The 12622-nt window shown below is 71.5% G+C and carries 13 protein-coding genes; 7 read left to right on the forward strand and 6 right to left on the reverse strand.

Annotated features, from left to right (window positions below; genetic code table 11):
- Positions 1 to 107: 107 nt before the first annotated feature.
- Positions 108 to 473: a YbjQ family protein gene (locus GHR20_RS16480; RefSeq protein WP_111583091.1), complete on the forward strand. Its 366-nt coding sequence runs from the start codon at positions 108 to 110 to the stop codon at positions 471 to 473.
- A gap of 37 nt (positions 474 to 510) precedes the next feature.
- On the opposite strand, the gene GHR20_RS16485 is transcribed toward GHR20_RS16480, so the two are convergent.
- Positions 511 to 1272, reverse strand: a complete 762-nt coding sequence (locus GHR20_RS16485; RefSeq protein WP_153813589.1) for a MerR family transcriptional regulator — start codon at positions 1270 to 1272, stop codon at positions 511 to 513.
- A 178-nt stretch (positions 1273 to 1450) separates the two neighbouring features.
- Here GHR20_RS16485 and GHR20_RS16490 point away from each other — a divergent pair, with 178 nt between their 5' ends.
- On the forward strand, positions 1451 to 2857 hold the full coding sequence (locus tag GHR20_RS16490; protein WP_111583093.1) for a glutamate decarboxylase: 1407 nt from the start codon (positions 1451 to 1453) through the stop codon (positions 2855 to 2857).
- 115 nt (positions 2858 to 2972) lie between these two features.
- Here the strand turns inward: GHR20_RS16490 and GHR20_RS16495 are convergent, their stop codons facing one another.
- From GHR20_RS16495 to GHR20_RS16505, 3 genes are all read right to left on the reverse strand, one after another.
- Positions 2973 to 3515, reverse strand: a complete 543-nt coding sequence (locus GHR20_RS16495) for a DinB family protein (RefSeq protein ID WP_153813590.1) — start codon at positions 3513 to 3515, stop codon at positions 2973 to 2975.
- Between the two features lie 127 nt (positions 3516 to 3642).
- Positions 3643 to 5103: an aldehyde dehydrogenase family protein gene (locus GHR20_RS16500; RefSeq protein ID WP_111583095.1), complete on the reverse strand. Its 1461-nt coding sequence runs from the start codon at positions 5101 to 5103 to the stop codon at positions 3643 to 3645.
- Positions 5104 to 5178: 75 nt separating this feature from the next.
- Positions 5179 to 6003 (reverse strand): helix-turn-helix transcriptional regulator, encoded by an 825-nt coding sequence (locus GHR20_RS16505; RefSeq protein ID WP_153816005.1) that lies wholly within the window; start codon positions 6001 to 6003, stop codon positions 5179 to 5181.
- A gap of 344 nt (positions 6004 to 6347) precedes the next feature.
- On the opposite strand from GHR20_RS16505, the gene GHR20_RS16510 reads away from it, so the two are divergent.
- Positions 6348 to 6845, forward strand: coding sequence for an ATP-binding protein (locus GHR20_RS16510; RefSeq protein WP_194858897.1), 498 nt, complete (start codon positions 6348 to 6350; stop codon positions 6843 to 6845).
- A 71-nt stretch (positions 6846 to 6916) separates the two neighbouring features.
- On the opposite strand, the gene GHR20_RS16515 is transcribed toward GHR20_RS16510, so the two are convergent.
- A complete protein-coding gene (locus tag GHR20_RS16515) occupies positions 6917 to 7135 on the reverse strand; it encodes a DUF397 domain-containing protein (protein ID WP_202440822.1) in 219 nt (72 codons plus the stop codon).
- 496 nt (positions 7136 to 7631) lie between these two features.
- On the opposite strand from GHR20_RS16515, the gene GHR20_RS16520 reads away from it, so the two are divergent.
- Positions 7632 to 8141 carry a hypothetical protein gene (locus tag GHR20_RS16520; RefSeq protein ID WP_194858898.1) on the forward strand — a complete coding sequence of 170 codons (510 nt, stop codon included), beginning with the start codon at positions 7632 to 7634 and terminating at the stop codon, positions 8139 to 8141.
- 147 nt (positions 8142 to 8288) lie between these two features.
- A complete protein-coding gene (locus GHR20_RS16525; protein ID WP_111583098.1) occupies positions 8289 to 8807 on the forward strand; it encodes a DUF4232 domain-containing protein in 519 nt (172 codons plus the stop codon).
- A gap of 26 nt (positions 8808 to 8833) precedes the next feature.
- Here GHR20_RS16525 and GHR20_RS16530 read toward each other — a convergent pair whose 3' ends face one another.
- The gene (locus GHR20_RS16530) at positions 8834 to 9943 is read right to left on the reverse strand and encodes a DUF2786 domain-containing protein (protein ID WP_243878044.1); all 1110 of its coding nucleotides are present in this window, start codon (positions 9941 to 9943) and stop codon (positions 8834 to 8836) included.
- Positions 9944 to 10080: 137 nt separating this feature from the next.
- On the opposite strand from GHR20_RS16530, the gene GHR20_RS16535 reads away from it, so the two are divergent.
- Positions 10081 to 10824, forward strand: a complete 744-nt coding sequence (locus GHR20_RS16535) for a Clp protease N-terminal domain-containing protein (protein ID WP_111583099.1) — start codon at positions 10081 to 10083, stop codon at positions 10822 to 10824.
- 48 nt (positions 10825 to 10872) lie between these two features.
- Complete coding sequence (locus GHR20_RS16540) at positions 10873 to 12579, forward strand: bifunctional 3'-5' exonuclease/DNA polymerase (protein WP_153813592.1); 1707 nt, start codon at positions 10873 to 10875, stop codon at positions 12577 to 12579.
- The last annotated feature ends 43 nt before the right edge of the window (positions 12580 to 12622 follow it).

A 12622-nucleotide genomic window follows, 5' to 3' on the forward strand; every position in this document is an offset into this window, starting at 1 on the left:
AGGGGCGGCTACGGTGACCGGGTAGGGCCGCACAAAGCTATCAACGTGACGTGACCGTCCCGGGTTCCCCCGAGGGCCCCGGGACGACGGCGGGAAAGCGGTGATCCATGGGACTCGACGACTTCGGCGGCGGTCAGGGACCCCAGCCGGACGTACTGGTCGTGACGACGAACGACGTGCCGGGCCACCGGGTGGAGCAGGTGATCGGCGAGGTCTTCGGGCTCACCGTGCGCTCCCGGCATCTGGGCAGCCAGATCGGCGCCGGGCTGAAGTCGATGATCGGCGGCGAGCTGAAGGGGCTCACCAAGACACTGGTGGAGACCCGCAACCAGGCCATGGAGCGCCTGGTGGAGCAGGCACGCGCGCGGGGCGCCAACGCGGTGCTCGCCTTCCGCTTCGATGTGACGGAGGCGGCGGACGTGGGGACCGAGGTGTGCGCGTACGGCACGGCGGTGGTCCTGGCCCGGGAGTGACCCGGGCCAGGACCGTGCTCGGGAGCGCGCCGGCCGCTCAGGAGGTCTGCCGGTCGGCGTTCGCCAGGATGGCCTCGTGCAGATGTGCGGCGAACCCGGGGTGCTGCGCGTCGTAGAACGCGGTGAAGCGCTCGTCGGCGACATACATCTCGGCGAGACAGCGGTGCATCGGGTACGGGCAGTCGTAGAACCACCTGCCGATGTGCTGCCGGTGCTCCTCGGCCAGGGCCCTGGCCGCCTCCCCCGTCGCGGGCTCGCCGGCGGCCACCAGGCGGGCGTAGCGCTTCTGCCAGTCGTCCGCCTCGGCCTGGAGCCGCTTCCAGTCCTCCTTGCCGTAGGCGGCGGCGCGGCGCTGGGACTCGGCCCACTGCGCCGTGCCGCCCCAGCGGGCCTCCGCCTCCTCGGCGTACTGCTCGGGGTCGTTGTCCCCGAACACCTCGAACCGTTCCTCGGGTGTCAGATCGATGCCCATCCTGCGTGCCTCCATGGCGTGTTCCACGGCCTCGGCCATGCGGCGCAGCTTCTCGATCCGGGCGGTCAGCAGGGCGTGCTGCCGGCGCAGGTGTGCGCGCGGGTCCGCGTCCGGGTCGTCGAGCAGCACCGCGACCTCGTCGAGCGGAAAGCCGAGCTCCCGGTAGAACAGGATCCGCTGGAGCCGGTCGAGGTCGGCGTCGGTGTAGCGGCGGTGACCCGCATGGGTGCGTCCGCCGGGCGCCAGGAGGCCGATCTCGTCGTAGTGGTGCAGGGTGCGCACCGTGACACCGGCGAACCCCGCGACCTGTCCCACGGAGTAGCTCAACTGTCCGCTTCCTTCCGTTCGTTGTGCGGTACGACGGTCAGCCTGCGGCCTCACGCCACGTGAGGTGCAAGCCCGCGGCGTCCCTGATGCCGGGGCACGGGGGTCAGGGTAGGCGTCCGGGTCGTTCCGGATGTCGGGTCGGTGCGGCCTTGCATAAGGTGGCGGCGAGGAGGCAGCCATGGCCCTGCACAAAGGTCCGCAGAAGCATCAGGAGCGGGTGTTGTCCGTCAACCCGTTCTTCGGGGAGGCGAACCCGGTCGGCGGTATGACCGAGGCCCCGCCCACCCACCGGCTTCCGGACGCCCCGATGCCGCCCGCGACGGCGTACCAGCTGGTCCACGACGAGCTGATGCTGGACGGCAACTCCCGGCTGAACCTGGCCACGTTCGTCAGCACCTGGATGGAGCCCCAGGCCGGGGTGCTGATGGCGGAGTGCCAGGACAAGAACATGATCGACAAGGACGAGTACCCGCGCACCGCCGAGCTGGAGCGGCGCTGCGTGGCGATGCTCGCGGATCTGTGGAACGCACCGGATCCGGCGGCCGCGGTGGGCTGTTCGACCACGGGCTCCAGCGAGGCGTGCATGCTGGCCGGGATGGCCCTGAAGCGGCGCTGGACGCAGCGCAACGCCGACCGGTACCCGGGCGCGCGGCCCAACCTGGTGATGGGGATCAACGTCCAGGTGTGCTGGGAGAAGTTCTGCAACTTCTGGGAGGTGGAGGCGCGGCTGGTCCCCATGGACGGCGACCGCTACCACCTGGACCCGCAGGCGGCGGCCGAGCTGTGCGACGAGAACACCATCGGCGTCATCGGCATCCTCGGCTCGACCTTCGACGGGTCCTACGAGCCGATCGCCGACCTGTGCGCGGCCCTGGACGCCCTCCAGGAGCGCACCGGGCTGGACATCCCGGTGCATGTGGACGGGGCGTCCGGCGCGATGGTGGCGCCCTTCCTGGACGAGGACCTGGTGTGGGACTTCCGGCTGCCGAGGGTGGCCTCCATCAACACCTCGGGGCACAAGTACGGACTGGTGTACCCGGGCGTCGGCTGGGCCCTGTGGCGGGACGGGGAGGCGCTGCCCGAGGAGCTGGTCTTCCGGGTGAACTACCTGGGCGGCGACATGCCGACCTTCGCCCTCAACTTCTCCCGCCCCGGCGCGCAGGTCGTCGCGCAGTACTACAACTTCCTGCGGCTGGGTCGCGAGGGCTACCGCGCGGTCCAGCAGTCCACCCGTGACGTGGCCCGCTCCCTCGCCGACCGCATCGAGGGCCTCGGCGACTTCCGGCTGCTGACCCGGGGCGACGAGCTCCCGGTGTTCGCGGTGACCACGGCCGACCATGTCACGGCGTACGACGTGTTCGACGTCTCCCGCCGGATGCGCGAGAGCGGCTGGCTGGTCCCCGCGTACACCTTCCCGGCCAACCGGGAGGACCTCTCGGTCCTGCGCATCGTCTGCCGCAACGGCTTCTCGCACGACCTGGCCGACCTCTTCCTGGACGACCTGACCCGCCTCCTGCCGGAGCTGCGCCGCCAGCCGCATCCGCTGACCCGGGACAAGGAGGCGGCGACCAGCTTCCACCATTAGGACACCGTCACCGGGAGGTCCGGTGGTCGCCACCGGCCCGGCGGCCGGTGGCGGCTCGGCGCCCGGTGGCGGCTGAGTGGTCGGCGGCCGGTCGGTGGCCGGCGGCGGGTTCCGGTCAGCCCCGCGCCCGCTCCAGGGCCACCAGTTCGAACGCGGTCTTCCCGTCCAGGGACTCGCGGATGATGTCCGCGTGACCGGCGTGGCGGGCGGTCTCGCGGATCAGGTGGAGGCAGAGCCAGCGCAGCGAGACCCGGCCCTCCGGCGGGAACCAGGGGTGCGGCGGGAGCGCGAAGGTGTCGTCCAGGCTCGGGGCGGAGCGGATGAACTTCTCCGTATCGGCGGCGATCCGCTCCCAGTGGGCGAGCTGCGCGGCGACCGTCTCCTCGCCGACCAGCTCGAAGCTCTCGTGCCAGTCGGACTCGTCCCGGCGCACCGGCGGCGCCTCCTGCCCGGCCAGGACGAGCCACATCTGCTCGACCTCGGCCACATGCTTGAGCAGCCCGCCCAGCGACAGCTCGCTCGCGCTCGGGCGGCTGCGGGCCTGTTCCTCGGTCAGCCCGAGCACCGACCGGCGGATACCGCCGCGCTGCTCCTCGAGGAACGCCAGCAGCGCTCCCCGCTCGTCGCCCCGTGCCTCCGCGGACACATGCGTGACCATGACCGGCCGCCTCTCCTCGGTTGTTCGCCGTGGCGTTCGCCCCGACACCGGAAAAGCTACGGGCCCTCTAGGTCAGATCCTGTCCTAGAAGGCCCGCGGCGAGGAGGCCGGGACGATCCGGTGGCGATCAGAACGGGAAGGCGCTGCGGCCGTGCTGGACGGAGATCCACTTGACCGTGGTGAACGCCTCCAGCGTCGTCTCGCCGTTGAGCCGGCCGACACCGGAGTGCTTCTCGCCGCCGAAGGGCACGATCGGCTCGTCGTGCACGGTGCCGTCGTTCACATGGAACATGCCGGTGTCGATCCGCTTGGCGAAGGAGACGCCGCGCTCGATGTTCCCGGTGTGGACGGCGCCGCTGAGGCCGTAGGGCGTGTCGTTGACGATCCGCACCGCTTCCTCCTCGCCGTCGAAGGGCACCAGGAAGACGACCGGTCCGAACACCTCCTGCTGGAGCAGCGGGGAGCCGGCGGGGACACCGGTGAGCACCGAGGGCTCGACCAGGTTGTTGGCCGTACCGCCGTGCAGCAGGGCCGTCGCGCCCTCCGCGAGCGCCTGCTCGACCACGCCCGACACGGCGTTCGCCTGCGCGGAGTTGATCACCGGGCCGATGACGGTCTCCGGGTCACGCGGGTCGCCCACCTTCAGGGTGCGCACCTTGGCGACGAACTTCTCGGTGAACTCGTCGGCGACCGAGCGGTCCACGAGGACCCGGTTGGCGGCCATGCAGACCTGCCCCTGGTGCACGAACCGGCTGAAGACCGCGGCGTCCACCGCGTAGTCGAGGTCCGCGTCGTCCAGCACCACCAGCGCGCTGTTGCCGCCCAGTTCGAGCACCGAGCGCTTGAAGTTCGCGGCGCACACGGTGGCGACGTGCCGGCCCACCTGGTCGGAGCCGGTGAAGGAGATGACCTTGGGGACGGGGTGCTCGATGAAGGCGTCGCCGATCTCGGCGATGTCGGTGACGACGACGTTCAGCAGCCCGCCGGGCAGCCCGGCCTCCTCGAAGAGCCTGGCGATCAGGGTGCCGCCCGCGATCGGGGTGTTCTGGTGCGGCTTGAGCACCACGCCGTTGCCGAGCGCGAGCGCCGGGGCCACGGACTTCAGCGACAGCAGGAAGGGGAAGTTGAAGGGGCTGATCACGCCCACGACGCCCACCGGCACGCGGTAGACACGGTTCTCCTTGCCCTCACCGGGGGACGGCAGGATCCTGCCCTCGGGGCGCAGCGCCAGGTGGACGGCCTCGCGCAGGAACTCCTTGGCGAGATGCAGCTCGAAGCCGGCCTTCACCCGGGTGCCGCCGAGCTCCGCGATGATCAGGTCGGCTATGTCCTGCTCGCGGTCCTCGATCAGCCGGAGCACCCGCTCGAACACCGTGCGCCGCGCGTACGGGTTGGTGTCCGCCCATGCCTTCTGGGCACGCTCGGCGGCCCGGTACGCCTGGTCGATCTCGTCGACGGTGGCCACGGTGATCGAGGCCAGCTTCTCGTCGTCGTAGGGGTTGAAGTCGATGACGTCCCAGGAACCGCTGCCCGGTCGCCATTCGCCGTCGATGTACTGCTGGGCCAGGTCGCTGAAGTAGGACGACATGTGATCCCTCAATCACTAGCGGAGCCGTATCCCGGCCACGGTCTGAGTCTGATCACACGTCATCCTACTTGCGGGTCAGGAGAGTTGGAGGAGTCCTCTCAGAAGATCCCGGCTCTCGTCGGGACCCGGGCTGTCCTGCTGCAACTCCTTCAGAGCCTGCTCGTACTGGGCGACGTCCTCGCGCTTGTCGAGGTACAGCGCACTGGTCAGCTGCTCCAGGTAGACCACGTCGGAGAGGTCGGACTCGGGGAAGCTGAGGATGGTGAAGGCGCCGCTCTCGCCGGAGTGCCCGCCGAAGCTGAACGGCATGACCTGGAGCCGTACGTTGGGCCGCTCGGAGACGTCGATGAGGTGCTGGAGCTGGCCGCGCATCACCTCGCGGTCGCCGTAGGGGCGGCGCAGGGCGGCCTCGTCCAGGACGACATGGAACTCGGGCGCGTTCTCGGAGAGCAGGTACTTCTGGCGCTCCAGGCGCAGCGCGACCCGGCGTTCGACGTCGTCGGCGCTCGCGCCCTTCATGCCGCGCCGGACCACCGCGCGGGCGTACTCCTCGGTCTGGAGCAGACCGTGCACGAACTGCACCTCGTAGGCGCGGAGCAGGGTGGCGGCGCCCTCCAGGCCCACGTAGGTGGGGAACCAGTTGGGCAGGACGTCGCTGTAACTGTGCCACCAGCCGGCGACGTTGGCCTCGCGGGCGAGGGACAGCAGCGACTGGCGCTCCGCCTCGTCCGTGATGCCGTACAGCGTCAGCAGGTCCTCGACGTCTCTCGTCTTGAAGCTCACCCGGCCCAGCTCCATCCGGCTGATCTTCGACTCGGACGCTCGGATGGAATATCCCGCCGCCTCGCGCGTGATCCCCCGCGCCTCACGCAGTCGCCTGAGTTGCGAGCCGAGCAGCATCCGCCGCACCACCGATCCGGGCTCTCCCGCGCTCACGTTCGCCAGCCTCCCCAACCGTCTTCAGGGGCCGAAGTCTGCCACTAAAACGCTCCGCGCAGTACTCGTACGGTTACGGAAACGGAGAGAGCGGGGCCGTTTCCGTCAGGCCGGACGAGGAGGTGGTCCGTACCATTGACGGTAACCGTCAGGAAGATGGCAGAAAAAATGGCCAAGAAGTGGTACGGGCCTGCCTATTTCGGTCGCGTGCACGTGCATCTGCCCTTGCATCTGCTCTTCCCATCCGAAACCATGGTCCCGCGCCACCGCTGCATCGCAACGACCGCGAATTCCCGGGAGTGCCTCGCATGGGGACGAATGGATCGACCATGCTCAAGCCGTTACGGCAGGGCCTTCCGCCGTTGGATCCCGCGGCCGTGTCCAACGCCGCGTCCTGTGCTCTGCCGGCGCGGTACGAAGCGGTGCGCGAGGCCCGGCGGTTCACCCGGGACATGCTCGGACAGTGGGGCGTCGACGAGCGCTTCGACGATGTCTGCCTGGTCGTCTCCGAACTGGTCACCAACGCGCTGCGGCATGCGATGCCCGGTGAGTACGGGTGCACGGAGGAGCATGTCGCCTCGGTACGGCTGCACTTGATGCGATGGGACGAGCGGCTGGTCTGCGCGGTGCGGGACCCGAGTCACGAGACGCCGGTACCACGGGACTCCGACGACTTCTCGGCGGAGTCGGGGCGAGGGCTCTTCCTGGTCGACTCCTTCGCGGACGGCTGGGGCTGGCATCCGCTGGCCGGACCGCTGACGGGCAAGGCCGTCTGGGCGATGTTCCACGTGGAACGCCCGGCCTGACGTCTACGCGCGTCGCCCCTTCACGCGCCCGCCCGCGTCTGATCCGCGGGAACCGGCGGGCCCCACCGGGATCAGCCGGCGATCAGGTGGTCGAACTCGCCGTCCTTGATGCCCAGCAGCATCGCTTCTATCTCGGCCCGCGTGTAGACCAGTGCGGGACCGTCCGGGAAACGGGAGTTGCGGACGGCGACCTCGCCCCCCGGCAGGCGCGCGAACTCCACGCACGAGCCCTGCGAGTTGCTGTGCCTGCTCTTCTGCCAGGCCACTCCGTCCAGCTGCGTGGCAGCCATGCCGTTGTACACGTCGTACCCCCCGAACACGCCGTCTACGTCGCGGTCCACAGGTCGCTCCCCGGTGTGCACTGGCTGGTGAGGCCATCGATGCGGTGGTCAACTGACCTGGATCATAACCCTCGCCTCACGTGCAACCGCACGGGCAGATGCACGTGCACGGCGAGTGTTCTCACCATTACACCCTTGACGTGCGCTTTACCTGACGTTGTGCGGCCGTATGCCGCCGTTTCCACCGAAGCCGTCCCCGCGCTTGCCCCGGGGTGGCCGGTACATGCCACTCCGTCCCCGACCATGATCATCCATGGTGCCGGCGGAGCCGGATCACCGGGGCCGGATTTGTCGTGCACAAGTAAGAGACGCATTCCGCGCGCTTACTGTTGCACGCCTGGCAAGGAAGTCCTGGCGCACCGGAGTTCCCGGCGGGGTCTGCTGATAGCTTGCTGCGGGCCGTCCGGCCGAGGGCGGCGGACGCCTACTTCTTGGGGAGCCTGACGTGACTTCGGCGACTGCTTCGACCGGTACACGGGTGCGGATCGCGGCCCTGGCCGCGGGACTGGTGGGCGCGCTGGCGCTGACGGCGTGCGGCGGCGGTGGCGGCACCGACCACTCCTCCGCGAGCCCGTCGAACGCGGCGAGCACCGGCTCCGCCCCCTCCGCCTCCGCCGGCGGCTCCGGTGTGACCGGCGCCTCCGGCAAGCTCCAGGGCAGCTGGCTGGCCACCAGCGGCGGCACCATCGTGGCCCTGGTGATCAACGGCAAGCAGGCCGGGATCTTCGCGACCGGCGGCACCGTGTGCAGCGGCACCGCGGGCACCGAGTCCGGTATGCAGATGATCCACCTGACCTGTGCCAAGGGCAGCAAGGACCGCACCACCGGGATGGTCGACTCCATCGACGGCACCTCCATGAAGGTGACCTGGTCGGGCAAGGTGGGGCAGGAGACGTACACCAAGGCGGAGGGCGGCAAGCTGCCGTCCGGACTGCCGAGCGCCGCCGCGCAGTGACCGCCCTTTCCCGTACGGACGGCGCGGCTCTCGCACGGACGCCGCGGGAAACACCTGAAGCGGTGATTTGCGAGGGGCGCGCGAACGGAGCCCCCGTCCAGGCGCGATGATGCAGGAGCACCGTCACGACCTCGATGGGACCTGCTCATGCGCGCCTTTCCGCTCACCGTCTCCGCCGTTGCCGCCGCCCTGCTGCTGACCGCATGCGGTGGCGGGGGGAACAGCGGCAGCGGCGGCAAGAACAGCTCGGCCTGCCAGATCGGCGGGGTGTCCCTCCAGGTCGGGGCGGCGAGCGTGGCGCCGGCGGCGGGTGACACCGGCGAGGTGCCGGTCAGCATCACCAACCAGAGCAAGACCTGCACGCTGGAGAACTTCCCCGGCGTCACCCTGGTCAAGGGCGGCACCAGCGCGAAGCTGTCCGCCCAGAAGGGCGCGAAGGCGCAGAGCCTGAAGCTCGCCAAGGGCGACGCCGCGACCTTCACCATCAGCTATGTCCGCGGCAAGGACGGCGACGCCGGCAGCCTCGCGGCCACCGGACTGAAGATCACCCTGCCGGGCGGGGACGCGGTGCAGAGCTTCCCCTGGAAGTACGGCCCGATCGCCGGCCAGGGCGCCGCGACCGAGCCGAACGCCTCCGTCAGCACCTTCCAGCAGGCCGGCGACTGAGCCTCCGGGGGCGCGCGGGCCGCGCCTCACCCCAGCCGCGGCCGCGCCCTGACCTGGGCGCGGTCCGCGGCGGCCGCGCCCTCCGTCCAGCCCGCCTCGTCGCTCACCCCGCGCAGCCGGGTGGTCGTGGTCTGCGGGAACATCCGCTCCATCCGGCCGGTGACGGCTGTCTCGCGGGTGGCCAGCACCGGCAACAGGTCCTGGGTCACCTGGCTCTCGGCGGCGGCCGCGAGCCGGGCGCCGACCCGGTGGGCGTAGGCGGCGAGGAAGGACTGCCGGAAGGTCTTGGTGCGCTTGCGCCCACCCGCCCGCTGGCCCGCCTCGGCCTTGGCCATCGCGTGCGTGGCCTGCACCAGCAGGGAGGTGTAGAGCAGTTCGACCGCCTCCAGGTCGCCCTCGAAGCCGACGACGGTGGAGAAGCAGAGCGGTTCGTTCCACACCGCGCGGCAGTGGTTGGCGGTGGCCACGGCGTCCAGCAGGACGGCCTTGGCCTGTTCGTACGGCGGCTCGACGCCGATCCGGCAGGCTCCGGGCGTGTCCGGCGCGGGCGCGGCGGCGGCGAGCAGCGCCTCGTCGACGCTGTGCCGGGCCATCAGCTCCTGCGCCTTGGCGGTCAGGGCCTCGGCCTCCTCCGGGTAGCCGGTCGCCTCGGCCTTGGCGAGCAGCGCACGGATGCGGCCGAGCAGCCGGGCGGCGGCGGGGTCGCTCGGGCGGCGGGTCTCCTCCTCCAGGGGTTCGAGGGAGGGCAGGCGCAGCAGCAGGCGGTACAGCTCCAGGACGGTGGTGGCGTGGGAGAAACGGTCGGCCCCGGCGGCGGGGCCCTCGGGCAGCTCGTCGAGCTGGGCGGCCCAGCGGCGCCCGCGCGGCCGGTCCGCGCCGGACTGCGCCCGGATCAGGGCCGCGGCCAGCAGCGCGTGCGGCTGCTCCAGCTCGCGCCGCACCAGTCGTACGACATCGGCGGGCGCCCAGCCGCGCCGCCACGCGGTCGCCATGAACTCCTCGCCGCGCCGCGCGAGTTCGGGGTCCGCGGCGGGGTCGGCGGCGAGCAGGGAGGCGCCCGTGTCGAGGCCGGTGTCGGTGTCGTCGTAGAGCGCGGCCCGGAAGGCCCGTTCGACGGTGCTGGCGGAACTGGTCACACCGCCGATCGTGCCACGCCCCGCCGACAGTGCGCCGCACACCGTCCACAGCCTGTGGATAAATCCATGCCGTCCACCCCTCTCGCGAGTGTCAACCATCGGTTGACACCGCTCGGGATGCAACCTACGGTTGACACATGGCGACCAACCCGAACATCACGGCATCCGTGCGCCTCGACGACCTCATCGAGGCCATCAAGAAGGTTCATCCCGAACCCCTCGACCAGCTCCAGGACGCGGTGATCGCGGCCGATCACCTCGGCGATGTGGCGGACCATCTGATCGGGCACTTCGTGGACCAGGCCCGCCGCTCGGGCGCGTCCTGGACCGAGATCGGCAAGAGCATGGGCGTGACCCGGCAGGCGGCCCAGAAGCGGTTCGTGCCGAAGGAGTCCGCCGACCTCGACCCCAGCCAGGGCTTCAACCGCTACACCCCGCGCGCGCGGAACGTGGTCATGGCCGCGCACAACGAGGCGGTGGCCGCCCGCAATCCCGAGGGCCGCCCCGAGCACCTGGTCCTCGGGCTGCTGGCCGAGCCGGAGGGCATCGCGGCGAAGGCGATCACCGCGCAGGACGTCACGCTGGACGCCGTGCGCGGGGCCGCGGCCGCCGCGCTGCCGCCCGCCGCCGAGGAGGTCCCCGACCTCGTCCCCTACGGCCCCGAGGCCAAGAAGGTCCTGGAGCTCACCTTCCGCGAGGCGCTGCGGCTCGGGCACAACTACATCGGCACCGAGCACATCCTGCTGGCCCTGCTGGAGCACGAGAACGGCACCGGCGTCCTCAGCGGGCTCGGCGTCACCAAGGCCGCGGCCGAGGAGTACGTGGACCGGGTCCTCGCCCTGCTCCTGGAGAAGCACTCGCAGACCCCCACCGAGGACTGAAACCGCAGGTCGCGGCGATTGTCAGTGCCGCCTGCCACACTCGCGGTCATGACCGACCGGTGGGCGCTCGCTCCGGCCGAGGACGGTGGCGTGGACGTCGCCCCCCTCGGCCCGGACGGGCTGCCCGCCGGACCGGTGCGGCGGGAGAGCGATCCCGCCGGGGCGGTGCGGAGCCGCCCGGAGGTGACGCGCTGGGTGTGGCGGTCGACCGCCGACGTCTATCCGCGCCTGCTCGCCACGGGGGTGCGAGTGGAGCGGTGCTACGACATCGAGGTCGCCGAGACCCTGCTGCTGGGCCACGAGGGGCGGCACGGCGAACCACGCTCGGCCGCCGCCGCCCTGGCCCGCCTCCGGGGCGGCCCCGTGCCACCCGATCCGCCGCAGCGGGCGGCCGATCCGGGCGCCCAGTCCACGCTGTTCGAGTCCACCGGCGCCGCGCTCCCCCTGGCCGACCTGCTCGCGGTCTACGCCGAACAGCAGCGACGGCACGAGAAGGCGGGCGATCCCGGCCGGATGCGGCTGCTGACCGCCGCCGAGTCCGCCGGCACCCTGGTGGCCGCCGAGATGAACCGGGCCGGGCTGCCCTGGAGCGCCGAGGTCCACCGCGGACTGCTGCGCGAGCTGCTCGGCGAGCGGTACACGGGCGGGGGCGAGCCGCGCCGTCTCGCGGAGCTGGCGGACGAGGTCTCCGCCGCGTTCGGCCGCCGGGTCCGGCCCGATCTGCCGGCCGATGTGATCAGGGCCTTCGCGCAGGCCGGGATCAAGGTGAGATCCACCCGCCGCTGGGAGCTCCAGTCCCTCGACCACCCGGCCGTCGCACCGCTGCTCGCGTACAAGAAGCTGTACCGCATCTGGGTGGCCCACGGCTGGTCCTGGCTCCAGGACTGGGTGCGCGAGGGCCGCTTCCGCCCGGAGTTCCAGTCCGGTGGCACGGTCACCGGGCGCTGGGTGACCCACGGCGGGGGCGGCCTCCAGATCCCCAAGGTGATCCGGCGGGCCGTGGTCGCCGACCCCGGCTGGCGGCTGGTGGTGGCCGACGCCGACCAGATGGAGCCGCGGGTGCTGGCCGCGATCTCCCGCGACCCGGGTCTGATGGAGGTCGCGGGCCGGACGAGCGACCTCTACCAGGCGGTGTCCGAGCGGGCCTTCTCCGGCGACCGCGACCAGGCCAAGATCGCCGTGCTCGGCGCGGTCTACGGACAGACCTCCGGCGACGGGCTGAAGAACCTCGCCGCGCTGCGCCGCCGCTTCCCGAAGGCCGTCGCCTATGTCGACGAGGCGGCCCGGGCGGGCGAGGAGGGCCGGCTGGTGCGCACCTGGCTGGGCCGCACCTGCCCGCCGGCCGCGGGAGCCGGCGAGGACGCGGCGGAGGAGGCGGGCATCCCCGTCGGCCCCGGGGAGGACGAGGCGGAGACCGCGGCCGACGGCCGGACCGCCTGGGCCCCGGGCTACGCCTCCACCAACTCCCGCGCGCGGGGACGCTTCACGCGCAACTTCGTCGTCCAGGGCAGCGCCGCCGACTGGGCCCTGCTGATGCTCGCCGCCCTGCGCCGGTCCTGCGCCGGGCTCCGGGCCGAGCTGGTCTTCTTCCAGCACGACGAGGTGATCGTGCACTGCCCCGCCGAGGAGGCCGACACCGTGGTGGCCGCCATCCACGACGCGTCCGCCCTCGCCGGCCGGCTGACCTTCGGCGAGACACCGGTGCGCTTTCCGTTCACGACGGCGGTGGTGGAGTGCTACGCGGACGCCAAGTAGGCATGGAGGAGGGCGCGGGCGCGCCGCCACGCGGGGTGACGGC

Source organism: Streptomyces sp. SUK 48, from assembly GCF_009650765.1.
In the GTDB taxonomy this organism is placed as follows: Bacteria; Actinomycetota; Actinomycetes; order Streptomycetales; family Streptomycetaceae; genus Streptomyces.

Bases quoted from the DNA above. Each gene is read 5' to 3' on its own strand.
- GHR20_RS16535 (WP_111583099.1), top strand. From the start codon at position 10,081: ATGGCGACCAACCCGAACATCACGGCATCCGTGCGCCTCGACGACCTC.
- GHR20_RS16510 (WP_194858897.1), top strand. From the start codon at position 6,348: ATGGGGACGAATGGATCGACCATGCTCAAGCCGTTACGGCAGGGCCTT.
- GHR20_RS16480 (WP_111583091.1), top strand. From the start codon at position 108: ATGGGACTCGACGACTTCGGCGGCGGTCAGGGACCCCAGCCGGACGTA.
- GHR20_RS16505 (WP_153816005.1), bottom strand. From the start codon at position 6,003: ATGCTGCTCGGCTCGCAACTCAGGCGACTGCGTGAGGCGCGGGGGATC.
- GHR20_RS16540 (WP_153813592.1), top strand. From the start codon at position 10,873: ATGACCGACCGGTGGGCGCTCGCTCCGGCCGAGGACGGTGGCGTGGAC.
- GHR20_RS16525 (WP_111583098.1), top strand. From the start codon at position 8,289: ATGCGCGCCTTTCCGCTCACCGTCTCCGCCGTTGCCGCCGCCCTGCTG.
- GHR20_RS16500 (WP_111583095.1), bottom strand. From the start codon at position 5,103: ATGTCGTCCTACTTCAGCGACCTGGCCCAGCAGTACATCGACGGCGAA.
- GHR20_RS16515 (WP_202440822.1), bottom strand. From the start codon at position 7,135: ATGGCTGCCACGCAGCTGGACGGAGTGGCCTGGCAGAAGAGCAGGCAC.
- GHR20_RS16490 (WP_111583093.1), top strand. From the start codon at position 1,451: ATGGCCCTGCACAAAGGTCCGCAGAAGCATCAGGAGCGGGTGTTGTCC.
- GHR20_RS16495 (WP_153813590.1), bottom strand. From the start codon at position 3,515: ATGGTCACGCATGTGTCCGCGGAGGCACGGGGCGACGAGCGGGGAGCG.